The organism is Streptococcus sp. 'group B' (assembly GCF_002073795.1).
Lineage (GTDB): Bacteria > Bacillota > Bacilli > Lactobacillales > Streptococcaceae > Streptococcus > Streptococcus agalactiae.
Genome location: NZ_CP020432.1, coordinates 58,799 through 84,340, shown reverse-complemented (window position 1 = coordinate 84,340; position 25,542 = coordinate 58,799). Strand labels below are relative to the sequence as shown.

The following is a 25,542-nucleotide window of genomic DNA, read 5'->3' as shown; positions in this document are numbered from 1 at the left end:
AAGAAGATAAAATAGAAGGAGTTATTAAGATATGGGGAAATACCAATTAGATTACAAAGGGCAAGCACAAGTACAGAAGTTCCATGAGAAGCACTCTACTGGAGAGAATGCTAATCAAAAATCACGTCTAAAAGATTTAAGGAAACAATTTTTGGAAAAGGCAAAGAAAAAATAGAAGGAGGATGCTATGTTGCAACTTGGAATTGTCGGTTTAGGAGGTATTTCACAGAAAGCTTATCTACCTTATATGCGTCAAGTGACAGGTGTGCACTGGCATCTTTTTACACGCCAAAAACAGATTTTAGAAGAAGTTAATATGCTTTTTGGTTCTTCTACAGCTTATGACAGTTTAGATAGTCTAGCCGAGCATCCTTTGGATGGAGTCTTCATTCATGTCGCGACTAGTGCTCACTTTGATATAGCAAAGCTTTTTTTAAAAAAGGGTATTCCAGTTTTTATGGATAAGCCTTTGACAGAAGATTATACTTCAACTAAAGCATTGTATGATTTGGCGAAGGATCATAAAACATTTTTAATGGCAGGTTTTAATCGTCGCTTTGCACCACGTATTATGGAAATGAAAAAAGTAGAAGATAAAAACCATATTCGCACCTTTAAAAATGCTGTCAATGCACCAGCGGATTTTCAATATAAGCTTTTTGATATGTTTATCCATCCTTTAGATACGGCGCTATTTTTGACAAATAATGTTGTTAAAAGAGGATACTTTGTGACTAAACGTGATGGGAATAAGATATTACAAGTATCAGTAACGCTAGAAACAGACAGTGAGATAATAGAAGCAAGCATGAACCTGCAGTCGGGGTCTCGTCGAGAAATAATTGAAATAGAGTCGCCAGAAGTAACCTATTCATTAGATGATTTGTCAAATCTTTCTGTTATTGATGGCTTTGACCGTCGTGCTATCGGTTTTGGTTCTTGGGCAAGCACTCTAGAGAAACGTGGTTTTGAACCAATGATTGATGCTTTTATTCAAGCTATCACTACAGGTGTCAATCCTATATCACCAAAGTCTAGTTTATTGAGTCATTTTATTTGTGACCAGATTAATAAAGCGAATGCTCCTTTTGGAATGCTTAACTTGAAGATAATGGAATAGGAAACAATATGAAATTACGGCGCCCAGTGTTAGAAGATAAAGAAGAAATTTTAGCCATGTATAAAGAGTTTCAAAAAGAAAGTAGTTCAATGGATGGTGGTTTTTATGAACCAACTACGCATTTTGAAGACTGGCTAGATCATAACCTAAATATGGAGTTAGGGATAGGTGTTCCTGATAATTTTGTTCCATATATTCAGTTTGTGTCTTTTGACAATGACAATAATGCTATAGGTTTCTTAAATTTACGTTTAAGACTAAATGATACTCTTTTAGAAAAAGGTGGACATATTGGTTATTCCATACGACCTCGCCAGCGTGGTAAAGGTTATGCTAAAGAACAGTTGAAGCTAGGAATTGAGCAAGCACATCTAAAAAATATCAATGAAATACTTGTGACATGCCATGTAGACAATGATGCCAGCAAGTCAGTAATATTAGCTAACGGTGGTATTTTAGAAGATTGTCGTCATCAGACAGAGCGTTATTGGATAACCTAAGATAGTACTTTAAGATAATAATAAAAAGACCAGTTAGTTCTGGTTCTTTTCATATCAATAGAGAGGTTAGAAATGTCAGAAGAAGCAAGTTGGAATACTCCAAAGCCTGGGGAGTGGAAAAGCGAAGAATTAAGTCATGGCCATATCATTGATTATAAAGCTTTTAATTTTGTAGATGGTGAAGGTGTTAGAAATTCACTCTACGTAGCTGGATGTATGTTCCACTGTAAAGGGTGTTATAATACTGCTACATGGTCCTTTCGAGCCGGAATCCCTTATACAAAAGAGCTTGAAGATCAAATTATGAAAGATTTGGCACAACCTTACGTCCAAGGTTTAACGTTATTAGGTGGAGAGCCGTTCTTAAATACAGGTATTTTGCTGCCACTTCTTCAGCGTATCCGACGTGAATTGCCAGAAAAAGATATTTGGTCATGGACGGGGTATACTTGGGAAGAAATGATGCTGGAGACTCAAGATAAATTGGAGATGTTATCTTTGATTGATATTTTAGTGGATGGTAGGTTTGATCAAAGTAAGCGAAATTTAATGCTACAATTTAGAGGATCTTCAAATCAAAGAATCATTGATGTACAAAAATCTTTAAAAGAAGGTGAAGTCGTGATTTGGGAAGGATTAAACGATGGTGACAATAGTTATGAACAAGTCAAACGAGATTATTTACTTTAGTGTCAAAAATTAACTTTTAAATAGAAATTGAAAGTTATGTTTATCCACAGCTTGTTTATAAGTATTTGACAGTCTGTGACAAGATGTTGACGTTTATTATTGTTAATTTAACAAGTATTTTTGAAATCTAAAGGTATATACAATGACATTACTGTTAAGTAATCAACTTTATATAAACAGATTATCCTCTGTCTATCCCCATAGTTATCCACAAGTTGTTGATAACAATTATTTTTTGTTAATATTATTTGAAACCTTGATATAGAGAGGTTTTTAGACCTTACAAGTTTGTCAAAAAGCAAGAGATACGATTATCTCTTGCTTTTTGTGTGAATAAATTGTGGATAAATAGTTACTTAAGTCTGTTTTTTAACAAAAGTTAATTGCTTAGAGTCTGAGAGTTCATTATCATAACAGAAGCCATCAAAGCGTAATTGCTTTAAGTGTTCTAGAGTTTGGCAATTATTTTCCATCATAGAAGTTAAACACTTTCCTCTTGCTTTTTTTGATATGGTAGAGTGGGTTTTTAATTGGCCATCTCGATCTTCAATAAAGTTAAGATGTATTAGTTTTTGACGCTCTTTAGGAGAAAAGACGGTTTTAAATTCATTAGAAAGCAAAGAAACCATAATGTCATCTGACTGCATAAAAGTATCGTAATTTTCACGCCAAAAAACTTTAAGAGAGTTATTGTTGATTTTGATTTTAGTGTTAAAATCTAAACGATGAGGGGATATTAGTGTCATAGCAGGAATGATGCCATAAAGAGCACTAGTAATAAAAACAGAATTTTCCATAAATTGTGCTTCACTTGTGGATAAGTTGTGCCTTTTGATATTGCGGTACATAAGACCGTTGAATAACTTAATAGCAGGATTCAGAGTAAGTTGTTTACATTTAAAATCTTGCCATCTTTGAGCCTCACAACGAGCTGCACTTGTATTAATTCTGTAGATATCCTCTAAGTCTGAAACAGTTAAAGTAGAAAAATAATCAATTATAATTTGCGTTTGTGCACTCAGTTTAGGCCTTGCAATGTTTTGACACACTTTCATTTCTTTTGCAGTTGGGATCAAAATTTTTATCATATTGACATTATGTAAAATGAAGAGTCAAAAGTCAAGTGATGGTTAATTCTCTGGTTTTAGAACAACTTTAATTCGGATGCCATCAAAATCTTCAATAATATAATAATGATCTTGTTTTTCAAGGAAAGTCAGTTGGTAAAGTTGCGCTTTTTTTAAGCTATCTCTAAAAAGGTTGTCATCATTGTAAGCAATTGTCAATAAGGAAATTCCGGGTCTATTTTCTTGGTTTTTAGAAAGATTTGGACCAGCCCAATTATTAAAGGCTAGATGATGATGGTAGTTACCGGATGCAATCCAACTAGCTGTCGGGATTGCAAATTTCTCATCAAGGCCAAAAACATTTTGATAGAGTTTTGAGCTAATCTTAGCATCTTTAACACTCAAATGAATATGACCAATACGAGTTTTTTCAGAAAGCTTATAGTTATTAGGAACGTTGACAAGGCTGTCAAGTAAATTGTCAATATCTAGTCTTTCAGTAATACCAATAATTTGTCCACTCTCTCTGATATCCCACATAGAGATATCCTTATCATTATAAATTTCAATTCCATTACCTTCAGGATCACTTAGATAGATAGCATTGCTATAGCCATGGTCAGCTCCACCTTCTAGAGGGATATGCTGAGATAATAAATGATTTAGAGCTAGACTGAGATGGTATTCATCTGGTACTAAAATAGCAGTGTGATAAAGGCCATAGGTACTATGCTTTTCAAGTTCAGTTTTTTCAAGGATAATAAGAGGGATTTTTTGATTTACCCCTAGTAAGGCTCTAGTGCTTGATTTGTCAATAACAGTTAACCCAATGATATCGCTATAGAAGTTTACGAGGTTTTCGAGGTCATTTACTTTTAAGGTGATTGATTCAATGGAATGATTGGCTTTGTATGGATACGGCATAGTTAATCCTCCTATTATTACTATATAGTAACATATTAAACCGTTCATTGAGAGAAATAAACTAATTTGTTTTGAAATATAGCTTATATTAGTAGTCTCATTAGACCAGACGAAGTTTATTTGCGAAACAAAAATTTAAGTGTTAGACTAAAGTAAGCGCGTACAATTATATTTTGGAGGATAATATGGTAAGGCTAATATTTAGTGATATTGATGGTACTTTAATTAACAGTAATTTTAAAGTAACACCTAAGACACGGCAGGGAATTAAACAAATAGTAGCTCAAGGGGCTACTTTCGTTCCCATATCAGCTAGGATGCCTGAGGCAATTACTCCGATTATGGAACAAATTGGAATAGATTCTTATATTATTTCCTATAATGGGGCTTTAATACAAGATATGCAACAAAAAACAATTGCTTCCCACACAATGGATGGTCAAGTTGCCTTACAAGTTTGTTCTTATGTAAGCAAGCATTATTCGAAAATTGCATGGAATGTCTATCGTTATCATGAATGGTATTCCTGTGATAAAGAAAATGAGTGGGTCCAAAAAGAGGAGGAGATTGTTGGTTTACAATCTAAAGAGATGAGTTTGATGGAGTTAGAGAAGCAAGATAGGATTCATAAACTTCTCTTGATGGGAGAACCATCTCTGATGGGAGAATTGGAGAACACTTTGAAAGCTCAATATCCACATTTATCAATCGCACAATCTGCTCCTTACTTTATTGAAATAATGGCTCCAGGTATTGAAAAAGGAAAATCTGCTAAAACTTTAGCAGACTATTTAGATATTTCTCTTGCAGACTCTATTGCGTTTGGTGATAACTATAATGATTTAAATCTGCTTGAAATTGTGGGTAAAGGTTTTGTCATGGGGAATGCTCCTAAAGATTTACAAGAGAGAATTGGAAATGTAACTCAGGATAATGATAACGATGGTATTTATTATGCTTTAGTAGAGTATATGGAAAATTAAGGATAGCAAATCTAAATTTCCTTAAAAGTGTGTTATATCAACGAATGACTATTATTTAAATTATCTATCTAACAAGAATTTTCAAAAAAATCAAATTTAACTATTGACAATTATTTTTAAATGACGTAAACTTATAGGCAACCATAAACAAGGAGAGAATAATATGTTAATCAAATCGTCTATTATTAAACAAACAAATACTTATTATTACTTTAGTTTCTTTAGATAGACGTTTGTAGCCTCAAGGATACAAACGTCACGCAAAGTTTGTATCTATGAAGCTAAAGCATTTTATGATGAAAGCAGAGCCGATTAGATCATTTCAATAATCTAGTTGGTTAAGGCAATATTTTTTCGCCCTCCCGTGCACAGAGGAATTGAGAGAAATAATTAACCAACTAGATGTAGGGTCTAGTTGGTTTTTTGTTTTATGGAAAATTTGATGGTATTACAAGGAGATAGTAATGAAAAAAATAACAAAGATGGTAATTAGCAGCGTTTTAGCATCTGTTCTGATGACAGCTTGTTCACAATCTTCTCAAAATGGTCAATCTGATGTAAAACATATTGGTATTTTACAATATGTAGAACATCCCTCTCTAACTGCCACTAGGAAAGGATTTATAAAAGAATTAGCTAAAGAAGGCTATAAAGATGGCAAAAATATCAAAATTGAGTATAAGAATGCTCAAGGGGATCAGTCAAATATCCAATCAATTTCTGAAAAACTCATTAAAGATAATAAATTAGTATTGGGAATTGCGACTCCGGCGGCTCAATCGTTGACAACGGTGTCAACAGAAACACCTATTTTATTTACAGCAGTGACAGATCCGGTATCAGCCGAATTAGTAAAATCAATGAAAAAACCTGAAGGTTTAGCGACTGGTACAAGTGACATGTCTCCAATTAAAAAGCAAGTATCCCTTTTGAGAAAAGTAATGCCTAAGGTTAAACGTGTTGGTATTATGTATACCACTAGCGAGCGTAACTCAGAAGTTCAGGTAAAACAAGCAAAAAAAATCTTCCAAGAGGCGGGGATTAAAACAAGTGTTAAAGGTATTTCTTCCACTAATGATGTACAAGATACTGCTAAGAGTTTAATGTCTAAAACAGAGGTTCTTTTTGTACCAACAGATAATATTATAGCCAGCTCAGTAACGCTGTTAGGGAATCTATCGAAAGAATTAAAAGTGCCTGTTGTGGGAGGTTCAGCAGATATGGTACCAAGTGGTTTGCTCTTTTCTTATGGGGCTGATTATGAGGCTTTAGGTTGTCAAACGGCAAGACAAGCTGTTAAAATCCTCAAAGGTAAAGACGTCGCTAAAGTTCCTTCAGAATATCCTCAAAATCTAAAAGTAGTAGTTAATGAAGATATGGCAAAAGAGCTTGGAATTGATGTTTCAAGTATTAAAAATAATAAATAATCAGAAAGGTATTGTATGTTAGATATTATCTTATCCGGAATTTCGCAAGGATTACTTTGGTCAATTATGGCAATTGGCGTGTTTATCACTTTTCGTATCTTAGACATAGCCGATCTCTCTGCAGAAGGGGCTTTCCCTATGGGGGCTGCAGTTTGCGCCTTATGTATCGTTAATGATATTAATCCAATTGTGGCAACCATAGCGGGCATGTTAGGTGGTATGTTGGCAGGACTAGTATCGGGTTTTCTTCATACTAAAATGAAAATACCAGCCCTCCTAACAGGTATTATTACGTTGACAGGACTTTACTCTATTAATTTACTTGTTTTAGGAAGATCAAACGTCTCTTTTGCTCTCAAAAATACTTTGGTTACAATGGTAACAAGATTAGGTTTAAATAAACTTTCAGCAGTTTTATTAATTGGAATTGTTTGTGTAGGTTTAGTTATCTTAATTTTGTATCTCTTTTTAAATACCCAACTAGGATTAGCTTTAAGAGCGACAGGTGATAATGAGGCTATGGGACAAGCCAATAGTATTAAAGTAGATCGGATGAAAATGCTAGGATATATGATTGGGAATGGCCTGATTGCTTTATCTGGTGCACTTTTAGCGCAAAATAATGGCTATGCAGATTTGAATATGGGAGTGGGTACAATCGTTATTGGATTGGCTTCAATTATCTTGGCAGAAGTAATGATAAAATACTTACCTCTTGGTAAAAGGTTATGGTCAATTGTATTAGGTTCTGTTTTATACCGTATGATTATTGTTTTCATATTAACAACCGATATTGATGCACAGATGATAAAGTTGGTTTCAGCAATTTTGTTGGCTCTCATTTTGTATGTCCCAGAATTACGAGCTAAACTAGGAGTAAAAGCCTCTAAAACGCTTACAAAGGAAGGATAAGAACATGTCATTACTTGAATTAGTCAATCTGCACAAAACTTTTGAAAAAGGAACTGTCAATGAGAACCATGTTTTACGTGGTTTAGATTTAACGATTGAAGACGGTGATTTTATTTCAGTAATTGGAGGTAACGGTGCGGGAAAATCAACCCTCCTTAACTGTATCGCTGGTCTGATCCCTATTGATCAGGGGACAATCACATTAGACAACCAATCAATTACTAAAGACTCTGTAGAAAAACGATCTAAGGGTATTAGTCGAGTCTTTCAGGATCCTAGAATGGGAACTGCAACAAATTTGACGATTGAAGAAAATATGGCAATTGCACATAAAAGAGGCAATAAGCGTCACATTTTTAGACAGTCAGTGACTGACGATGACCGTCAACTATTTAAAAAGTCTCTATCACAATTAGGTCTAGGCTTAGAAAATCGAATGAAGACTGATGCTGCATTTTTATCTGGCGGTCAGCGTCAAGCCCTCACGTTAGCTATGGCAACTCTTGTTCGTCCCAAATTATTATTACTGGATGAACATACAGCGGCTCTAGATCCCAAAACTAGCGATATGGTTATGGAATTAACACAGAAAGTGATAGAAGAACAACGATTGACAGCCTTAATGATTACACACAATATGGAGCATGCCATTGCTTATGGTAATCGTCTCGTGATGCTCTACCACGGGAAAATTGTTGTTGATGTTAAAGGAGAAGCAAAGAGGAACTTAACAGTTGCAGAACTAATGGAACTTTTCCATAAAAACTCAGGTCAACAGTTGATAGATGATGCCCTTGTCTTAGGTTAAAATATAAATTTCTCTAGTGAATGGACAGGATAACTAGGGAAATTTTTCTTGTTTGAAACGTGCCTTTTCTCTTGACTAATTCTGACCAAGTGATAGAATAGTTTTTGTAGTTAGCACTCTCTTTATAGGAGTGCTAAAAAATCAAAATATATCTCGTATGGAGGTTCGTTTATTATGTTAAAACCATTAGGTGATCGTGTGATCATTTCGTTTGTTGAAACTGAAGAGAAATCTGTCGGTGGTTTTGTTCTTGCAGGAGCAAGCCATGATACGACAAAGACAGCCAAAGTTCTTGCTGTGGGTGACGGTATTCGTACCTTAACAGGGGAATTAGTTGCACCTAGCGTTGCAGAGGGTGATACTGTTTTAGTCGAAAATGGTGCTGGTTTGGAAGTTAAAGACGGTAACGAAAAAGTGACAGTTGTTCGCGAAAGTGACATTGTTGCTGTCGTTAAATAGGTTTTATTAAGCAAGAAAGGATATAGGCCTATTAGAGAAAAGTTGCTTTGTAAAGAAAGTAGACTTTGTTAAATTTTAGGCCTGGGTATTAAATTATGGCAAAAGATATTAAATTTTCAGCAGATGCCCGCTCAGCAATGGTGCGTGGTGTTGATATTTTAGCTGATACAGTCAAAGTAACATTAGGTCCTAAAGGCCGTAATGTTGTTCTTGAAAAAGCATTTGGTTCTCCTTTAATTACAAATGATGGTGTGACAATTGCTAAAGAAATTGAGCTAGAAGATCACTTTGAAAATATGGGAGCTAAACTTGTGTCAGAAGTGGCTTCAAAAACTAATGATATTGCAGGGGATGGCACTACAACTGCTACTGTTTTGACCCAAGCTATTGTACGGGAAGGTCTTAAAAATGTAACTGCAGGGGCAAATCCGATTGGCATTCGTCGTGGTATTGAAACAGCTGTTTCAGCAGCAGTTGAAGAGCTAAAAGAGATTGCACAACCAGTTTCAGGCAAAGAAGCTATTGCTCAAGTTGCGGCTGTGTCTTCACGTTCTGAAAAAGTTGGGGAATACATTTCTGAAGCTATGGAGCGCGTGGGTAATGATGGTGTTATCACTATTGAAGAATCGCGAGGTATGGAAACAGAGCTTGAAGTTGTGGAAGGAATGCAGTTTGACCGTGGGTACTTGTCACAGTATATGGTAACTGATAACGAGAAAATGGTCTCTGAACTTGAGAATCCGTATATCCTTATTACAGATAAGAAAATTTCAAATATCCAAGAAATTTTACCATTATTAGAAGAGGTTCTTAAAACAAATCGTCCGTTGCTAATCATCGCTGATGATGTTGATGGAGAAGCTCTCCCAACGCTTGTTCTTAACAAAATTCGTGGAACTTTCAATGTCGTAGCTGTTAAAGCGCCTGGATTTGGTGATCGTCGTAAAGCCATGCTGGAAGATATTGCTATCCTAACAGGAGGAACTGTCGTTACTGAAGACCTTGGTTTAGACTTAAAAGATGCTACTATGCAAGTTTTAGGACAGTCTGCTAAAGTAACAGTAGATAAAGATTCTACTGTTATTGTCGAAGGTGCCGGTGACTCATCAGCAATTGCTAATCGCGTAGCCATCATTAAGTCACAGATGGAGGCTACAACTTCTGATTTTGATCGTGAAAAATTACAAGAACGACTTGCTAAGTTAGCCGGTGGTGTAGCAGTAATTAAAGTTGGTGCGGCGACTGAAACAGAATTAAAAGAGATGAAACTTCGTATCGAAGATGCGTTAAATGCAACGCGTGCTGCAGTTGAAGAAGGTATTGTTTCAGGTGGAGGTACGGCTCTTGTGAACGTTATTGAAAAAGTAGCGGCACTGAAACTTAATGGTGATGAGGAGACTGGACGTAATATTGTTCTTCGTGCTCTCGAAGAGCCTGTTCGTCAAATTGCTTACAATGCTGGATATGAAGGTTCAGTTATTATTGAACGTTTAAAACAGTCTGAAATTGGTACAGGATTTAATGCGGCTAATGGAGAATGGGTAGATATGGTTACCACAGGTATCATTGATCCTGTCAAAGTAACACGTTCTGCACTTCAAAATGCGGCATCTGTAGCAAGTCTTATCTTGACTACAGAAGCAGTAGTAGCAAATAAACCTGAACCAGAAGCTCCTACAGCTCCTGCAATGGATCCATCTATGATGGGTGGCTTCTAATCACTAACTTATCACAACATAAAACTCCCCTTTAACAAAGGGGAGTTTTATGTTGTGATAATAGAGATATGATAGTCACTACCACTTGCGGTAAGAAGATCATAAGGATAGGCCATCTAATATTTGCCAGTAGTGGGAGGAAAAAAGTAGCAAAACAATGATTGCTATTATCTTAGATTGAGATTGATAAGCTAAGAATTGAATTATAGCTAATAGAATTAAGTAACTAATAAGTATAAATAACATAGAAAAGAGCATTCCGTACCCAGCACCCATTGACGGTTCCTTTGGAGGGGCTAGAAAATAACTTAACTTAAAATAAGCGCCAACTATTAGGCCCATAATTAATTCGGTAAAAGTTATGAAAAAAGCAACTTTTAATAGTCTATTTTGCATAGGCTTGCCTCCTTAATGAGAGGTAATGGACAATTCAAAGTGCTCAATGGGAACGTAATGCTTATTACACATTAGTATTTTCTCTTGGTTAAAAATTGTTTCTTGTATTAATATGAATTGTCCATGATCGGATAGGGTGTATTTAGTTGCTGAAAAATTGCCAGATGTCGCATATCCCAAATGGCTTTGTGAGTGGCTTGATATGCCTTCGTGATAGATACCTTCTTCAATGAAGTTTAACAACTGTTTAGTATCATGTAAAGAAATCTCAGCATCTGAAATAAGTTCGATAGGGATAAAAGAAAGTGTGTAAGCTAATGGTCCATCATCGGTGTGGTACCAACGATCAGCAATAACAACTACAGGGGTTTCTTGTTTAAGTGAAGCTGTGATAGCTTCTGCAGGAACCTCTACACGAAATTCTAATTCCACTTCTGTAATTTTGGAAGTTAGACAAGTTTTAATGGGGTGTTGTCTATTTTCGTAACCGTTTTCAGACAAGTTGCTAGAATTTTCTCTAATGAAATTACCTTTTCCTCTGATATTTTTAACCAAATGGTCTTCTTGTAATAGTGCTAATGACTTTCGTAAAGTAGCTCGACTAACATTAAGTTGCCCTGCTAATTCGGGCTCAGAAGGCAATTGCATTCCAGGAGAATAAGTACCGTCTTGAATCATGTTAAAAATCTTATTGTAGACTTGCACATGCTTTAGTTTATTTAGTTTATTATTTAGTTCATTTTTAGGCATTGTAACCTCCGTATACAAGTTAGTTTAATTGAAAAAATTAGAAAAATCAAGTTAAAAAATAAAACGTTTTCTTTCGATAAAAGCGTTTACAAAGGTTGTCTTGTATGTTATTATACAAGTGTAAAAAAAATAGACAAGACATTAAGGAGGTCTTTATCATGCAGAATTATTCAGGTGAAGTCGGATTGCAATATCACCTACAGATTCGTCCAGGTGATGTAGGTCGTTATGTTATCATGCCAGGTGATCCAAAACGTTGTGCAAAAATTGCAGAACATTTTGATAATGCAGTTCTTGTAGCAGACAGCCGTGAATATGTTACTTATACAGGTACATTAAATGGTGAAAAAGTCAGTGTTACTTCAACTGGTATTGGTGGTCCATCAGCGTCTATTGCGATGGAAGAATTGAAACTCTGTGGCGCTGATACCTTTATCCGTGTTGGAACATGTGGTGGTATTGACCTTGATGTTAAAGGCGGAGACATCGTTATTGCAACTGGAGCTATCCGTATGGAAGGTACAAGTAAAGAATATGCTCCGATTGAATTTCCTGCTGTAGCTGACTTGGAGGTAACGAATGCTCTAGTTAATGCAGCTAAAAAGCTTGGTTACACAAGTCACGCAGGAGTAGTTCAATGTAAAGATGCATTTTATGGACAACATGAGCCAGAACGTATGCCAGTTAGTTATGAATTATTAAATAAATGGGAAGCATGGAAACGTCTGGGAACAAAAGCGTCTGAAATGGAATCTGCAGCTCTTTTTGTAGCAGCAAGTCATCTAGGAGTTCGTTGTGGATCAGATTTCCTTGTTGTTGGTAATCAAGAACGCAACGCTTTGGGTATGGATAACCCAATGGCTCATGACACAGAAGCAGCTATTCAAGTTGCTGTTGAAGCACTCCGCACACTTATTGAAAATGATAAATCACAATAAGCGAGGTTTTGGAAGTCATCATGCAATTTATTTATAGTATTATTGGTATTTTATTGGTATTAGGAATTGTGTATGCAATTTCTTTCAATCGTAAGAGTGTTTCTCTAAGTTTAATTGGAAAAGCTCTTATCGTTCAATTCATTATTGCGCTAATCTTAGTACGTATCCCACTAGGCCAACAAGTTGTTAGTGTTGTTTCAACTGGAGTTACTAAAGTAATCAACTGTGGTCAAGCTGGTTTAAATTTTGTGTTTGGTTCATTAGCAGATAGTGGAACAAAAACTGGTTTTATTTTCGCCATTCAAACGCTTGGTAATATTGTTTTCTTATCTGCCCTAGTTAGTCTACTTTATTATGTAGGAATCCTTGGATTTGTAGTAAAATGGATAGGTAAGGGTGTTGGTAAAATTATGAAATCCTCAGAGGTTGAGAGTTTTGTTGCCGTAGCTAATATGTTTCTTGGTCAAACAGACAGTCCAATTTTGGTTAGCAAATACCTAGGTCGTATGACTGATAGTGAGATAATGGTTGTGTTGGTATCAGGTATGGGAAGTATGTCAGTTTCTATTCTTGGTGGCTACATTGCATTAGGCATTCCAATGGAATATCTCTTGATTGCTTCAACAATGGTTCCTATTGGCAGTATTCTCATTGCTAAAATCTTATTTCCTCAAACAGAACCTGTTCAAAAAATTGATGACATTAAGATGGATAATAAAGGTAATAACGCCAATGTGATTGATGCAATCGCTGAGGGTGCAAGCACAGGTGCACAAATGGCTTTCTCAATTGGTGCTAGTTTGATTGCCTTTGTTGGTTTAGTTTCTTTGATTAATATGATGTTAAGTGGATTGGGAATTCGCTTAGAACAAATCTTCTCATATGTTTTTGCTCCATTTGGTTTTCTTATGGGATTTGACCACAAAAACATTCTTCTAGAAGGAAACCTTCTTGGAAGTAAGTTGATTTTAAATGAGTTTGTTTCGTTCCAACAATTGGGTCACCTAATCAAATCTTTAGATTATCGTACAGCATTGGTAGCAACTATTTCACTCTGTGGTTTTGCTAATTTATCAAGTTTAGGTATTTGTGTTTCAGGTATTGCTGTTCTTTGTCCAGAGAAACGTGGCACCCTAGCTCGACTTGTTTTCCGTGCAATGATTGGTGGTATTGCTGTAAGTATGCTTAGCGCCTTTATCGTCGGTATTGTAACTCTATTCTAAAAGTTGACAAAAGAAAGAAGGATAGTAACGTGGAAGTAAAAGATATTTTAAAAACGGTAGACCATACTTTGCTAGCAACAACAGCAACATGGCCAGAAATCCAAACAATTTTAGATGATGCAATGGCTTATGAAACAGCTTCAGCATGTATTCCAGCCTCTTACGTCAAAAAAGCAGCAGAGTACGTTTCAGGTAAATTAGCTATTTGTACTGTTATTGGGTTCCCAAATGGCTATAGTACAACTGCAGCGAAGGTTTTTGAATGTCAAGATGCTATTAAAAATGGTGCTGATGAAATTGACATGGTCATTAATTTGACAGACGTTAAAAATGGGGATTTTGATACTGTTGAAGAAGAAATTCGTCAAATCAAAGCTGCATGTCAAGACCATATCTTAAAAGTTATCGTTGAGACATGTCAATTAACTAAAGAAGAACTTATCGAACTTTGTGGAGTTGTCACACGTTCAGGTGCAGACTTTATTAAAACCTCTACTGGTTTTTCGACAGCAGGTGCTACATTTGAAGATGTTGAAGTGATGGCAAAATATGTCGACGAAGGTGTTAAAATTAAGGCAGCAGGTGGAATCTCATCATTGGAAGATGCTGAAAAATTTATTGCTTTAGGAGCTTCACGCTTGGGTACTAGCCGTATCATCAAGATTGTTAAGAACCAAAAAGTTGAAGAAGGCACTTATTAAATAATATAAAGGAAATAGGAAGGATGCTGGTCTGACTTCCTATTTTCAATTGATAAAGGAGAAGTTATGTCACAATTTGATCGCATTCACTTAGTTGTCTTAGATTCAGTGGGTATTGGAGCGGCACCAGATGCCAATGATTTTGTCAATGCAGGAGTTCCTGATGGTGCTTCAGACACGCTTGGCCACATTTCAAAAACAGTTGGACTTGCGGTGCCAAATATGGCTAAAATTGGACTTGGTAATATTCCTCGTCCCCAAGCGCTTAAAACCGTTCCTGCAGAAGAAAATCCAAGTGGCTACGCGACGAAGTTACAAGAAGTATCACTTGGTAAAGATACAATGACAGGGCATTGGGAGATCATGGGCTTAAATATTACAGAGCCATTTGATACTTTCTGGAATGGTTTTCCAGAAGATATCATCACAAAGATTGAGGATTTTTCAGGACGTAAAGTTATTCGTGAAGCGAATAAACCTTATTCAGGGACAGCTGTTATTGATGACTTCGGACCACGCCAAATGGAAACTGGTGAGCTCATCATCTATACCTCAGCTGACCCAGTCCTACAAATTGCAGCTCATGAGGATATCATCCCTCTAGAAGAACTTTACCGTATTTGTGAATATGCTCGTAGTATCACAATGGAGCGTCCAGCTCTCCTTGGTCGTATTATCGCTCGTCCATATGTAGGTGACCCAGGCAACTTTACGCGTACAGCCAACCGTCACGACTATGCAGTATCACCATTTGAAGATACCGTATTAAATAAACTAGATCAAGCTGGCATCGATACTTATGCTGTTGGTAAAATCAATGATATTTTCAATGGTTCAGGCATTAATCATGATATGGGACATAACAAATCGAATAGTCATGGTATTGATACTTTGATAAAAACAATGGGGTTATCAGAGTTTGAAAAAGGCTTCTCCTTTACTAATTTGGTTGACTTTGATGCTCTCTATGGTCACCGTCGTGATCCTCATGGCTATCGTGATTGTCTTCATGAGTTTGATGAGCGCCTCCCAGAGATCATTTCAGCAATGCGTGACAAAGACTTACTTTTGATCACTGCCGATCATGGTAATGACCCAACTTATGCAGGTACAGACCATACAAGAGAATACATTCCTCTCTTAGCCTATAGCCCATCTTTCACAGGAAACGGCCTTATCCCAGTAGGGCATTTCGCAGATATTTCAGCAACAGTTGCGGATAACTTTGGTGTTGATACTGCGATGATTGGAGAGAGCTTCTTGCAGGACTTGGTATAATCATAGACAAAAATTTTAGAGGTTGAAATCGGATTATGGTTTCAATCCTTTTTTCGTTTTGTTATAATAGAAAAATAGCGGTTACAAGTACAAATACAGCTGTTTTATCAGTGTTGTAACTTTTCTTTAAGCAATTTACTTTAATATAAAGTGAATGAGAGGATAAGGTATGTTTGATTTTTTTAAGAAAAAAGTTGTTAAAGTGTGCTTAGTTATTTTTGGTATAGTTTTAGTATCACTTCTGAGTCTAGGATTCTTTTATTTTTCAAAGGGACAAGTACTTAGTCGTTTTGTAGCAGCACGTTCTCGTACGTCAGGTCAAGCGTTTGATAATATTAAAGAATACATGGTTTGGTCAGATACGGGAGAATCTATCACAAATGATGAGGCCAATTACGCTAATTTTGAGCCTTTGTCTAAAAGTGAGGCGCGTAAATTAGGGCAGGAAATAAAAGAAGGAAACAAAAATGATTCAATGTATCTAAAGCGTGTAGGTAGTCGCTTAGGTATATTCCCTGATTATCGTATTGCTAATAAGCCTATGTCTTTGACCTTGAAAACCAATGTTCCTAAATTGGATGTTTTGTTGAATCAAAAAAAGGTCGCGACAAGCAATTCAGATCATTTTTCAGTAACGGTGGAACGTTTACCTAGAACCCATTATACTGCTAGCCTTGAAGGGACTAGTGACGGAAAAGAGATTAAACTCAAAAAAGATTATGATGGTAAAAACCAAACTATTGATTTATCGGTCGCTTTTAAATCTTTTACAGTAACAAGTAATCTTATGGATGGTAATCTTTATTTTGGTGATAATCGTATTGCTAAATTAAAAGATGGTAGCTATTCCGTAGAGAATTATCCAGTGACTGATGGTTCAAAAGCTTATATCAAAAAAGTTTTTAATGATGGTGAGATAACCTCTCATAAACAAAAATTAATCTCTATCGCTGATAATCAGACAATCAAATTAGATGTTGATGGTTTATTAAATGAAAAAGAAGCTGGACAGAAATTGATAACTGCTTTCAATCAATTGATACTTTATGTATCAACTGGGCAAGACCCTCAGACTTTAGGAACAGTTTTTGAAAAAGGTGCCGAAAATGATTTTTACAAAGGATTGAAAGAAAGTATTAAAGCAAAATTTGTAACTGATAATCGTAAAGCGAGCCATTTCACTATTCCTAATATTGTCCTTAATAAAATGACACAGGTTGGGAAAGAAAGTTATCAAGTTAATTTTGCTGCCGATTATGATTTTAATTATGATAAATCAACAGATCCTGATAAGAAAACATATGGCCACATTATTCAGAATTTAACTGGTAATTTTATTATGAAAAAATCGGGAAATAGTTACCTTATTTCTAATGATGGTAAAAAAGATATCACAGTAGCTAAGGAAACTAATAAAGTTAAGGCTGATCCCGTTTCTATTTTTCCAGAGAACCTTGTAGGAAGTTGGAAAGGTGAAGTTGAGGACGGTACAGTAACGATGACTTTTGATAAGGATGGTAAAGTTACTCAGAAAAAAGTTTACAAGGATAGTAAATCTAAGGAAAGTAACCATTCTGCTAAAGTTACGAAGTTGGAGGATAAGGGAAATGGGCTCTACCTTTATCAATATGAATCAGGTACTGATACTACAACTTTTGTAACAGGAGGTATCGGTGGTCTTAAAGTTAAATACGCCTATGGAATAAAAATTGAAGGGAATAAGATCATCCCAGTAATCTGGCAGACATCTAGTGATGGAGAATTTGATTACCATAAACCACTACTCAGTAAGCCATTAACTAAGCAATAATGATTAAAAGGAGTTGGATAATTATTATCCAACTCCTTTTTTATAATTGTTTAAAACCTTCTCGAAAGTAGATGAAGGGGCCTCTACGCTAATAGTTTCGCAAGTTAATGGATGGGATAGAGTCAATCGGTGAGCGTGTAGCATTAACCTTTCATTATTAGAAGAAGGGTTGTAGAGGGGATCTCCTATTAAAGGATGTCCGTGATGAGATAAGTGAATGCGAATTTGATGGGTTCTTCCGGTTTCCAGTCGGCATTTTATGAGACTACTATTTTGGATATACTTCAAAACGTCAATGATTGTCATAGCATGTTGACCGTTTTTAGAATCAATGATTCGTTTACGTCTGTCATGACGGTTCCGTCCAATTTTGTCTCTCAAAACTTGATGCTTAGGTGAAAATTTTCCTTCAACTAAAGCCCAATATTCACGCCAAATTTCTTTTCGTTCTAAGCGTTGATTGATAAGGGGAAGTATAAATGGATTTTTAGCAAATAAAACAGCTCCACTGGTCTCCATATCTAGGCGATGAACAACATAGCATGTTTGTCCAGAATAGGCAGATACATGATTTAACAGTGCTATTTCATTTGGTTGGTTACCGTGAGTTTTCATACCTTCAGGTTTATTAACGATAATAAGATGTTCATCCTCATAAAGACAATCAATAAGCTCTGCTCTGCCCAGAGGAATTTTTTTAGTAGGGTAATCCTCATCATCAAAGATTAAGGTAATAGTATCGTTTTCTTGGACGACAGTTTGCCAATTAATGAATTCATTGTTTATAAGTACATGTTTTTTAACACGCAAAAAATGTCTAATCTTACGTGGAATCAAAAAATAATCTTCAAGGAGTTCTTTAACGGTATGTTCACCGTATGGATTTCTAATTTTTAATGAAAATGACATGGTTTTATTATAGCATTTTATTGAAAATTGATATAATAAGTCTATGAAATTATTTGATAAGTTTATAGACTTATTTCGTGTTGATGAAGACAACGACGAAATGACAAGAAAAAATGAACAAGAAACTAGAGAAGAAACTAGCAATTTGGATGGCGAAGAAGTCTATGATATTGATGATATTACCCGACCTAGTAAATCCCAGTATCAGCGAGGCATTCGTCACCAAAAGGAAAATGCTAAATCTCGACTTGAATGGCTACAAAAAGTTGATCGTTACCTCCCTTCTCCTAAGAATCCTATCCGTCGTTTTTGGCGGCGCTATCGTATTGGGAAGTTGCTTTTTATCGCCTTAATGGCTTTTATTCTTATATTTGGTAGCTATCTTTTTTATCTTTCTAAAACTGCTACAGTTAGTGATTTACAGAGTGCTCTAAAAACAACCACCACCATTTATGATAAGAATAAAGAATACGCTGGAAAACTTTCGGGACAAAAGGGAACTTATGTAGAGTTAAATGCTATTTCTGATCATCTCAAAAATGCTGTTATAGCAACTGAAGATAGAACTTTTTATGAAAATAATGGTGTAAACTTTAAGCGATTTTTTTTGGCAGTAGCTACACTTGGGAAATTTGGCGGAGGCTCAACTATTACCCAGCAATTAGCAAAAAATGCTTACTTGTCACAGGACCAAACGATTAAACGCAAGGCGCGTGAATTCTTTTTAGCGCTAGAATTGACTAAGAAATACAGCAAGGCTGAGATTCTGACCATGTATCTTAATAACTCTTATTTTGGTAATGGTGTTTGGGGTGTGGAAGATGCTAGTAGGAAATATTTTGGAACCAGTGCTGCTAATTTGACAGTAGATGAGGCTGCTACACTTGCTGGAATGCTTAAAGGACCAGAAGTTTATAATCCTTATTATTCTGTTGAAAATGCAACTAACCGAAGAGATACTGTTTTGGCAGCGATGGTTGATGCAGGTCAACTAACCAAGTCTCAAGCTAAAGAAGCTGCTTCAATTGGTATGAAAAATAGATTAGCAGATACCTATGCTGGTAAAATTAATGATTACAAGTACCCATCCTATTTTGATGCTGTTGTCAATGAAGCCATTGATACTTATGGTATTTCAGAAAAAGATATTGTCAATAATGGCTATAAGATTTACACTGCATTAGATCAAAATTATCAATCAGGAATGCAAAAAACATTTGATGATACTAGCCTCTTCCCTGTATCTGACTATGATGGTCAATCTGCCCAAGGTGCTAGCGTAGCTCTAGATCCAAAAACTGGTGGTGTAAGAGGTTTAGTTGGACGTGTTCAAAGTACTAAAGATGCACAGTTTAGAAGTTTTAACTACGCGACTCAATCAAAGAGAAGTCCAGCCTCAACCATAAAACCTTTAGTTGTTTATTCACCAGCTATTGCTTCAGGATGGTCAATAGATAAAGAACTTCCTAATAAAGTTCAAGATTTTCATGGTTATAAACCAAGTAACTATGGTGGAATTGAGACTGAAAGTATCCCGATGTATCAAGCACTAGCTAATTCTTATAATATTCCTGCTGTTTATACTTTAGATAAACTAGGAATCAATAAAGCTTTTACTTATGGCAGGAAGTTTGGTCTAAATATGTCATCAGCAAACAAAGAGCTAGGAGTGGCGCTAGGTGGAAGTGTAACTACTAATCCTTTAGAAATGGCACAAGCTTACTCAACTTTTGCAAATGATGGTATAATGCATCGCGCTCATTTGATTACTCGAATTGAGACAGCTAATGGAAAATTAGTAAAGCAATTTACAGATAAGCCTAAGCGAGTTATTAGTCGCTCAGTGGCTAGTAAAATGACTAGTATGATGTTAGGAACATTCTCAAACGGTACAGCTATTAATGCCAATGTTTATGGTTATACAATGGCAGGTAAAACTGGAACAACCGAAACAGATTTTAACCCCAATTTATCTGGAGACCAGTGGGTAGTCGGCTATACGCCTGATGTCGTTATTAGTCAATGGGTTGGCTTTAAGAACACAGATAAACACCATTATTTGACAGATTCTAGTGCAGGTACAGCTTCAAATATATTTAGCACGCAAGCTTCATATATACTACCGTATACTAAGGGGTCTAGTTTTACTCATATTGAGAATGCTTATTTCCAAAACGGTATTGGTTCAGTTTATAATGCACAAGATGCTAGTAATACAACGAACCAAGAATCACGCTCAATTATTAATGATTTAAAAGATTCGGCAAGTAAGGCTGCACAAGATATTTCTAGAGCTGTGGAAGATTCAAATTTCCAAGAGAAGGTAAAAGATGCTTGGAATAGTCTAAAGGACTACTTTAGATAGCTTGCAGGATTATACAAATCATGTTAAAATAACACTTATGGAGGCGTTATGGCACAAAAGAAAGCAAGCCTAGCGTGTACAGAATGCGGAAGCCGAAATTACTCAATCGGAGTAAGTAGCACCCCCAAGCCAACACGACTAGAAGTAAATAAATTTTGTAAATATTGTAAGAAATATACAATACACAAAGAAACGCGTTGATATAGCGTAACAAACTGCAAAAAGGAGAACTGATAATGTTTGTCAAAGGGATTTTTCAAGTATTGCGTGACACTACTTGGCCAAATCGAAAACAACGTTGGAAAGATTTTATTTCCATCTTGGAATACACTGTATTTTTCACAATCGTTATCTACATCTTTGACAAACTGTTAGCTGCAGGAGTCATGGACTTGATTAATCGATTTTAATAATAGATTATTTTAGATAGAAACAACCCAAACCCTTAGATTTTACTAAGGGTTTTTTTGTGTGGAAAATAACATATATATCCGATTAAATTATAAAAAAATAATCTTTTGATTGTTTTTACTAGATTATTAAGCAAATAATATTAAAATAAAAGTTATTCAATTTAATAAAATGTAAATAAATTAAAGAAAAAGTGTTGAAATAAAAAACTCCAAGTTATATAATTAGTTAAGGAACTCAAATTAAATTAAAATAAACGTGGTCCTATCCTAATAAATTAGGATTTTTAACTAACTATATAAGGGAGCGAATATGAATAATAACGAAAAAAAAGTAAAATACTTTTTAAGAAAAACAGCTTATGGTTTGGCTTCAATGTCAGCGGCGTTTATAGTATGTAGTGGTATTGTAAATACTCCTACAGTGTCTGCTGATAGTCCTGATACATTAAAAGTCGAAAAATTAGGCAAATTGAAAGATGTGAAATCAGTTCATGAACTCACACCCATATCAATACCGAACGAATTAAAAGGTGCTAAAGAGCAAGCACTTTCTTCAATAATTTCACATCCTAATATAACTAATTCGGAAGTAGACAAACTAGCTAGTGACTATAGTTTTAGAATTAATACATCTAATGATGTGAACGACGTTAAACGTCTATTAAATGAATTTTATAACGCAGTTGCAAGGAAACAGTTAGATACAAATTCTGCTGACTACCGTAGTAAAATTGATAATATCAGTACTACAGGTCTTGCGATAGCTCTTGAGGCTAAAGAAATTTATGAAGCAAATAAATCTATATTACCTCATCGTTACAAAGATTCTGTTGGAACTTATGTGAACAGTTTTGAGGAAAGACGAAGTCCAGGAAAATTTAATATTTGGAATGGTCAGGAAGGATTTAATGCAGCTCAAAAATTGTTAGAAGATGTTAAAAAATTATTACTTGAGCTACAAAATTTAACAAAAAATAACAAACCAAATATTCAAGTACCTAAACAAGCACCTACAGAAGCTGCAAAACCAGCTTTGTCACCAGAAGCCTTGACAAGATTGACTACATGGTATAATCAAGCTAAAGATCTGCTTAAAGATGATCAAGTAAAGGACAAATACGTAGATATACTTTCAGTTCAAAAAGCTGTTGACCAAGCTTATGATCATGTGGAAGAGGGAAAATTTATTACCACTGATCAAGCAAATCAATTAGCTAACAAGCTACGTGATGCTTTACAAAGTTTAGAATTAAAAGATAAAAAAGTAGCCAAACCAGTAGCTAAAGGTACATACGATGTTAAGTATGTAGACACAGAAGGAAAAGAAGTAGCTAAGTCACGTCACTTCGAAGGAGAAGAAGGCGCAGCTTTTGTCACTTCAGCGAAAGAAGTAGCGGGTTACAAACTTGTTAGAACGGAAGGCGCTGTTTCAAATGTCTTCACAGCAGGAGCACAAGTACGTACATATGTTTACGAAAAAGTAGCCAAACCAGTAGCTAAAGGTACATACGATGTTAAGTATGTAGACACAGAAGGAAAAGAAGTAGCTAAGTCGCGTCACTTCGAAGGAGAAGAAGGCGCAGCTTTTGTCACTTCAGCGAAAGAAGTAGCGGGTTACAAACTTGTTAGAACGGAAGGTGCTGTTTCAAATGTCTTCACAGCAGGAGCACAAGTACGTACATATGTTTACGAAAAAGTTAAACCAGAAGTTAAACCAGACGTTAAGCCAGAGGCCAAACCAGAGGCTAAGCCAGAAGTTAAACCAGACGTTAAGCCAGAGGCCAAACCAGAGGCTAAGCCAGAAGTTAAATCAGACGTTAAGCCAGAGGCTAAGCCAGAAGCCAAACCAGAGGCTAAACCAGAAGTTAAACCAGACGTTAAGCCAGAGGCTAAACCAGAAGCCAAGCCAGCAACCAAAAAATCGGTTAATACTAGCGGAAACTTGGTGGCTAAAAAAGCTATTGAAAACAAAAAGTATAGTAAAAAATTACCATCAACGGGTGAAGCCGCAAGTCCACTCTTAGCAATTGTATCACTAATTGTTATGTTAAGTGCAGGTCTTATTACGATAGTTTTAAAGCATAAAAAAAATTAAATTTATTTTTAAACATAAATCGAAAGGTCTATCCTTTCAAAATCTTAAGGCAAACCTCATCAGAACTTTGCCTTTTTTATTTGAATTTTAGAATGATTTAGTCGGTACTTTAATTGACAGCTTATTTTATTTTCTTTATAATATATATTGAAAATAGCAGTCCAATAAGCCGTAAAAGGCTTTTTTATTAAGGAAAGGAAAACTTATGTTAGATTCTTTTGATAAGGGTTGGTTTGTACTCCAAACCTACTCAGGTTATGAAAATAAAGTAAAGGAAAATCTCTTGCAACGTGCGCAAACTTATAATATGTTAGACAACATTTTGCGTGTGGAAATCCCTACTCAAACTGTAAATGTTGAGAAAAATGGGAAAACAAAAGAAATTGAAGAAAATCGCTTCCCAGGTTATGTACTTGTGGAAATGGTAATGACTGATGAAGCCTGGTTTGTTGTTCGTAATACTCCAAACGTTACTGGATTTGTTGGATCACACGGCAATCGCTCTAAACCAACACCGTTGTTAGAAGAAGAGATTCGTTCAATACTCATCTCAATGGGACAAACCGTTGATGTCTTTGATACTAATATCAAGGAAGGTGATGTTGTTCAAATCATTGATGGTGCTTTCATCGGACAAGAAGGACGTGTAGTTGAGATTGAGAATAACAAAGTTAAATTAATGATCAACATGTTCGGCTCAGAAACACAAGCAGAACTTGAGTTGTACCAAGTTGCAGAATTATAAAACTTCTGAAAAATCCATCTTAAAATAAAGATGGATTTTTGTTAATTTATAATTGATTTAGGTTTAATTCGTTAATTAAAACAACCATATTATCAATAGAATTATGATTAACGATATGTTTGGTTATATTCTCTTGATGAGACGTGTTGTTGAAAGAATAAATTGGCTTTTGTTTCAAATGAACTCTTTGTAAAATATTACCTACTTCTGGACCATGATTAATATCAAGGTATGCAGTGGCTAATGTTATTAATTTTTCAATTCTTGCCTCAATTAATTCAGGGTAAACTAGGACATTTGGATATTGTTCTAGTTTGCTAAGTTTATTTGACACTGTTGTGTAGGCACCAATATGGAATTGAACAGTAGGACATCTACAAATTAGCGATTCAATGTGTTCCAAATTATCGGAAGATGTAAGGGTGAAAAGATGAATATCTGAAACAGAAAGCAATTCCATGGACTTTTCGTAAGAAATCACTTTTCTTTGCTTGCCGGTTAATTGGCAAAAATCAAGTTGGAAGTAATACCACCATAGTTCTCTAAACCTTGCAACGCTATTTTCATTCCAAGGTTTGTCACTAGTTAAAAAATGTATAATATTAGGAGTTCTATTTTCTATGTTTAGATATAAATAAGATCGATGATTATAGCGGCTAACGACATCATAAGTTTGAAAGTTCCATGTTTTGTTCAGAGATAACCAACGATTATGGCAAACAATGTTCAAGATACTTTGATCCCCTGTTTTGACAACTCGGTGGAGTTCTTCAGCTGTTTTTAGTAATGTTTTAGTGAGGCCATCTTCCCGCCATAGTTCTAGATTAGCTAAAAGCATGCCAGCATTAAACCCTCCTTCTTCATTTTTATGGGGATCTTTGACGGCTGCTAAGTAATGACCTTTAAAATCTAGTTCAAATAAGTAATCAAGATTAGTGTTAACGATAATATCTGAATCTAAATAAAGTACACGTGAACTAGGTATATAATCTGCTAAAAATAATCTAAACCATGTACTAACAGTTAGAAAAGTCGTTAGATGAGCAATATCATAGTTATATATTTTAACATTAATCAGTTTTGATCCTAGAGGCTCTAGTTTCCTGTTTATATTACGTACCCATTCAACTGGGGTATCTTGATTGAATAAATAAAAAGTTATATTTCTATTATAAACACAAATAGACTTTATTGTTACTAAGGCTTTATCCAAGTAGTTTGAATCAACTGCAAGTGCAACTGCTTTTTCCATTTAAATTCTCCTAGTTAAGTGTTTAGAATAATGTTGGGTATATAGTGAATGGATGCCAA

General features: G+C 35.4%; 26 protein-coding genes. 20 read left to right on the top strand and 6 right to left on the bottom strand.

From position 1 onward, the window contains the following. Positions 1-31 precede the first annotated feature (31 nt). The 4 genes from A6J68_RS00430 to nrdG all read left to right on the top strand — a co-directional run bounded on the left by A6J68_RS00430 (position 32) and on the right by nrdG (position 2,310). Positions 32-175: a hypothetical protein gene (locus A6J68_RS00430; RefSeq protein ID WP_000521645.1), complete on the top strand. Its 144-nt coding sequence runs from the start codon at positions 32-34 to the stop codon at positions 173-175. Positions 176-187: 12 nt separating this feature from the next. Then, complete coding sequence (locus A6J68_RS00425; protein WP_000939688.1) at positions 188-1,120, top strand: Gfo/Idh/MocA family protein; 933 nt, start codon at positions 188-190, stop codon at positions 1,118-1,120. Positions 1,121-1,128: 8 nt separating this feature from the next. After that, positions 1,129-1,620: a GNAT family N-acetyltransferase gene (locus A6J68_RS00420; RefSeq protein ID WP_000776873.1), complete on the top strand. Its 492-nt coding sequence runs from the start codon at positions 1,129-1,131 to the stop codon at positions 1,618-1,620. A 72-nt stretch (positions 1,621-1,692) separates the two neighbouring features. After that, a complete protein-coding gene (gene nrdG, locus A6J68_RS00415) occupies positions 1,693-2,310 on the top strand; it encodes an anaerobic ribonucleoside-triphosphate reductase activating protein (RefSeq protein WP_001287940.1) in 618 nt (205 codons plus the stop codon). Positions 2,311-2,666: 356 nt separating this feature from the next. Here nrdG and yaaA read toward each other — a convergent pair whose 3' ends face one another. Continuing rightward, positions 2,667-3,398 (bottom strand): peroxide stress protein YaaA, encoded by a 732-nt coding sequence (yaaA, locus tag A6J68_RS00410; protein ID WP_000590611.1) that lies wholly within the window; start codon positions 3,396-3,398, stop codon positions 2,667-2,669. Between the two features lie 42 nt (positions 3,399-3,440). Then, positions 3,441-4,301: a VOC family protein gene (locus A6J68_RS00405; RefSeq protein ID WP_001146815.1), complete on the bottom strand. Its 861-nt coding sequence runs from the start codon at positions 4,299-4,301 to the stop codon at positions 3,441-3,443. A gap of 185 nt (positions 4,302-4,486) precedes the next feature. Between A6J68_RS00405 and A6J68_RS00400 the strand changes: the two genes are divergently transcribed. The 6 genes from A6J68_RS00400 to groL all read left to right on the top strand — a co-directional run bounded on the left by A6J68_RS00400 (position 4,487) and on the right by groL (position 10,608). Further along, the gene (locus tag A6J68_RS00400; RefSeq protein WP_000251908.1) at positions 4,487-5,284 is read left to right on the top strand and encodes a Cof-type HAD-IIB family hydrolase; all 798 of its coding nucleotides are present in this window, start codon (positions 4,487-4,489) and stop codon (positions 5,282-5,284) included. 464 nt (positions 5,285-5,748) lie between these two features. After that, positions 5,749-6,711, top strand: a complete 963-nt coding sequence (locus A6J68_RS11535; protein WP_000724421.1) for an ABC transporter substrate-binding protein — start codon at positions 5,749-5,751, stop codon at positions 6,709-6,711. A gap of 15 nt (positions 6,712-6,726) precedes the next feature. Next, complete coding sequence (locus A6J68_RS11530) at positions 6,727-7,623, top strand: ABC transporter permease (protein WP_000884161.1); 897 nt, start codon at positions 6,727-6,729, stop codon at positions 7,621-7,623. Positions 7,624-7,627: 4 nt separating this feature from the next. Then, complete coding sequence (locus A6J68_RS00390; RefSeq protein ID WP_000054433.1) at positions 7,628-8,431, top strand: ABC transporter ATP-binding protein; 804 nt, start codon at positions 7,628-7,630, stop codon at positions 8,429-8,431. A 174-nt stretch (positions 8,432-8,605) separates the two neighbouring features. Beyond that, the gene (groES, locus tag A6J68_RS00385; RefSeq protein WP_000917303.1) at positions 8,606-8,890 is read left to right on the top strand and encodes a co-chaperone GroES; all 285 of its coding nucleotides are present in this window, start codon (positions 8,606-8,608) and stop codon (positions 8,888-8,890) included. Between the two features lie 95 nt (positions 8,891-8,985). After that, positions 8,986-10,608: a chaperonin GroEL gene (groL, locus tag A6J68_RS00380; RefSeq protein ID WP_001029978.1), complete on the top strand. Its 1,623-nt coding sequence runs from the start codon at positions 8,986-8,988 to the stop codon at positions 10,606-10,608. Between the two features lie 99 nt (positions 10,609-10,707). On the opposite strand, the gene A6J68_RS00375 is transcribed toward groL, so the two are convergent. Beyond that, positions 10,708-11,004 (bottom strand): hypothetical protein, encoded by a 297-nt coding sequence (locus tag A6J68_RS00375; protein WP_001181230.1) that lies wholly within the window; start codon positions 11,002-11,004, stop codon positions 10,708-10,710. A gap of 12 nt (positions 11,005-11,016) precedes the next feature. Beyond that, entirely contained in the window at positions 11,017-11,754 is a 738-nt protein-coding gene (locus A6J68_RS00370; RefSeq protein WP_001125579.1) for a GntR family transcriptional regulator, read from the bottom strand. 158 nt (positions 11,755-11,912) lie between these two features. Here A6J68_RS00370 and udp point away from each other — a divergent pair, with 158 nt between their 5' ends. The 5 genes from udp (at position 11,913) to A6J68_RS00345 (ending at position 17,704) form a co-directional block, all read left to right on the top strand. Beyond that, complete coding sequence (udp, locus tag A6J68_RS00365) at positions 11,913-12,692, top strand: uridine phosphorylase (protein ID WP_001182060.1); 780 nt, start codon at positions 11,913-11,915, stop codon at positions 12,690-12,692. 20 nt (positions 12,693-12,712) lie between these two features. After that, positions 12,713-13,915 carry a NupC/NupG family nucleoside CNT transporter gene (locus tag A6J68_RS00360; RefSeq protein ID WP_001159691.1) on the top strand — a complete coding sequence of 401 codons (1,203 nt, stop codon included), beginning with the start codon at positions 12,713-12,715 and terminating at the stop codon, positions 13,913-13,915. Positions 13,916-13,944: 29 nt separating this feature from the next. After that, the gene (gene deoC, locus A6J68_RS00355; RefSeq protein ID WP_000453153.1) at positions 13,945-14,616 is read left to right on the top strand and encodes a deoxyribose-phosphate aldolase; all 672 of its coding nucleotides are present in this window, start codon (positions 13,945-13,947) and stop codon (positions 14,614-14,616) included. 66 nt (positions 14,617-14,682) lie between these two features. After that, the gene (locus tag A6J68_RS00350) at positions 14,683-15,894 is read left to right on the top strand and encodes a phosphopentomutase (protein ID WP_000077169.1); all 1,212 of its coding nucleotides are present in this window, start codon (positions 14,683-14,685) and stop codon (positions 15,892-15,894) included. A gap of 169 nt (positions 15,895-16,063) precedes the next feature. Beyond that, the gene (locus tag A6J68_RS00345) at positions 16,064-17,704 is read left to right on the top strand and encodes a zinc ribbon domain-containing protein (protein ID WP_000459240.1); all 1,641 of its coding nucleotides are present in this window, start codon (positions 16,064-16,066) and stop codon (positions 17,702-17,704) included. Positions 17,705-17,728: 24 nt separating this feature from the next. Here the strand turns inward: A6J68_RS00345 and A6J68_RS00340 are convergent, their stop codons facing one another. Then, entirely contained in the window at positions 17,729-18,613 is an 885-nt protein-coding gene (locus A6J68_RS00340; protein WP_000010475.1) for an RluA family pseudouridine synthase, read from the bottom strand. A gap of 43 nt (positions 18,614-18,656) precedes the next feature. Here A6J68_RS00340 and pbp2a point away from each other — a divergent pair, with 43 nt between their 5' ends. The 5 genes from pbp2a (at position 18,657) to nusG (ending at position 24,231) form a co-directional block, all read left to right on the top strand. Then, entirely contained in the window at positions 18,657-20,978 is a 2,322-nt protein-coding gene (gene pbp2a / locus A6J68_RS00335; protein ID WP_000764797.1) for a penicillin-binding protein PBP2A, read from the top strand. A gap of 48 nt (positions 20,979-21,026) precedes the next feature. Then, entirely contained in the window at positions 21,027-21,179 is a 153-nt protein-coding gene (rpmG, locus tag A6J68_RS00330; RefSeq protein WP_000057521.1) for a 50S ribosomal protein L33, read from the top strand. Positions 21,180-21,214: 35 nt separating this feature from the next. Further along, positions 21,215-21,388 carry a preprotein translocase subunit SecE gene (gene secE, locus A6J68_RS00325; protein WP_000497678.1) on the top strand — a complete coding sequence of 58 codons (174 nt, stop codon included), beginning with the start codon at positions 21,215-21,217 and terminating at the stop codon, positions 21,386-21,388. Positions 21,389-21,701: 313 nt separating this feature from the next. Beyond that, positions 21,702-23,486, top strand: a complete 1,785-nt coding sequence (locus A6J68_RS00320; RefSeq protein ID WP_001063295.1) for a MucBP domain-containing protein — start codon at positions 21,702-21,704, stop codon at positions 23,484-23,486. Positions 23,487-23,691: 205 nt separating this feature from the next. After that, positions 23,692-24,231: a transcription termination/antitermination protein NusG gene (nusG, locus tag A6J68_RS00315; RefSeq protein WP_000887149.1), complete on the top strand. Its 540-nt coding sequence runs from the start codon at positions 23,692-23,694 to the stop codon at positions 24,229-24,231. A 46-nt stretch (positions 24,232-24,277) separates the two neighbouring features. On the opposite strand, the gene A6J68_RS00310 is transcribed toward nusG, so the two are convergent. Next, positions 24,278-25,483: a glycosyltransferase family 8 protein gene (locus tag A6J68_RS00310; protein ID WP_000409543.1), complete on the bottom strand. Its 1,206-nt coding sequence runs from the start codon at positions 25,481-25,483 to the stop codon at positions 24,278-24,280. Positions 25,484-25,542: the final 59 nt, after the last annotated feature.

Excerpts from the sequence above, each read along its gene's own strand:
- A6J68_RS00375 (WP_001181230.1), bottom strand. The coding sequence starts at position 11,004 with ATGCAAAATAGACTATTAAAAGTTGCTTTTTTCATAACTTTTACCGAA.
- A6J68_RS00320 (WP_001063295.1), top strand. The coding sequence starts at position 21,702 with ATGAATAATAACGAAAAAAAAGTAAAATACTTTTTAAGAAAAACAGCT.
- pbp2a (WP_000764797.1), top strand. The coding sequence starts at position 18,657 with ATGAAATTATTTGATAAGTTTATAGACTTATTTCGTGTTGATGAAGAC.
- nusG (WP_000887149.1), top strand. The coding sequence starts at position 23,692 with ATGTTAGATTCTTTTGATAAGGGTTGGTTTGTACTCCAAACCTACTCA.
- nrdG (WP_001287940.1), top strand. The coding sequence starts at position 1,693 with ATGTCAGAAGAAGCAAGTTGGAATACTCCAAAGCCTGGGGAGTGGAAA.
- A6J68_RS00310 (WP_000409543.1), bottom strand. The coding sequence starts at position 25,483 with ATGGAAAAAGCAGTTGCACTTGCAGTTGATTCAAACTACTTGGATAAA.
- A6J68_RS00370 (WP_001125579.1), bottom strand. The coding sequence starts at position 11,754 with ATGCCTAAAAATGAACTAAATAATAAACTAAATAAACTAAAGCATGTG.
- A6J68_RS00400 (WP_000251908.1), top strand. The coding sequence starts at position 4,487 with ATGGTAAGGCTAATATTTAGTGATATTGATGGTACTTTAATTAACAGT.
- groL (WP_001029978.1), top strand. The coding sequence starts at position 8,986 with ATGGCAAAAGATATTAAATTTTCAGCAGATGCCCGCTCAGCAATGGTG.
- rpmG (WP_000057521.1), top strand. The coding sequence starts at position 21,027 with ATGGCACAAAAGAAAGCAAGCCTAGCGTGTACAGAATGCGGAAGCCGA.
- A6J68_RS00405 (WP_001146815.1), bottom strand. The coding sequence starts at position 4,301 with ATGCCGTATCCATACAAAGCCAATCATTCCATTGAATCAATCACCTTA.
- secE (WP_000497678.1), top strand. The coding sequence starts at position 21,215 with ATGTTTGTCAAAGGGATTTTTCAAGTATTGCGTGACACTACTTGGCCA.
- A6J68_RS00345 (WP_000459240.1), top strand. The coding sequence starts at position 16,064 with ATGTTTGATTTTTTTAAGAAAAAAGTTGTTAAAGTGTGCTTAGTTATT.
- yaaA (WP_000590611.1), bottom strand. The coding sequence starts at position 3,398 with ATGATAAAAATTTTGATCCCAACTGCAAAAGAAATGAAAGTGTGTCAA.
- A6J68_RS11535 (WP_000724421.1), top strand. The coding sequence starts at position 5,749 with ATGAAAAAAATAACAAAGATGGTAATTAGCAGCGTTTTAGCATCTGTT.
- udp (WP_001182060.1), top strand. The coding sequence starts at position 11,913 with ATGCAGAATTATTCAGGTGAAGTCGGATTGCAATATCACCTACAGATT.
- A6J68_RS00360 (WP_001159691.1), top strand. The coding sequence starts at position 12,713 with ATGCAATTTATTTATAGTATTATTGGTATTTTATTGGTATTAGGAATT.
- A6J68_RS00390 (WP_000054433.1), top strand. The coding sequence starts at position 7,628 with ATGTCATTACTTGAATTAGTCAATCTGCACAAAACTTTTGAAAAAGGA.
- A6J68_RS00430 (WP_000521645.1), top strand. The coding sequence starts at position 32 with ATGGGGAAATACCAATTAGATTACAAAGGGCAAGCACAAGTACAGAAG.
- A6J68_RS11530 (WP_000884161.1), top strand. The coding sequence starts at position 6,727 with ATGTTAGATATTATCTTATCCGGAATTTCGCAAGGATTACTTTGGTCA.
- groES (WP_000917303.1), top strand. The coding sequence starts at position 8,606 with ATGTTAAAACCATTAGGTGATCGTGTGATCATTTCGTTTGTTGAAACT.
- A6J68_RS00420 (WP_000776873.1), top strand. The coding sequence starts at position 1,129 with ATGAAATTACGGCGCCCAGTGTTAGAAGATAAAGAAGAAATTTTAGCC.
- A6J68_RS00350 (WP_000077169.1), top strand. The coding sequence starts at position 14,683 with ATGTCACAATTTGATCGCATTCACTTAGTTGTCTTAGATTCAGTGGGT.
- A6J68_RS00340 (WP_000010475.1), bottom strand. The coding sequence starts at position 18,613 with ATGTCATTTTCATTAAAAATTAGAAATCCATACGGTGAACATACCGTT.
- A6J68_RS00425 (WP_000939688.1), top strand. The coding sequence starts at position 188 with ATGTTGCAACTTGGAATTGTCGGTTTAGGAGGTATTTCACAGAAAGCT.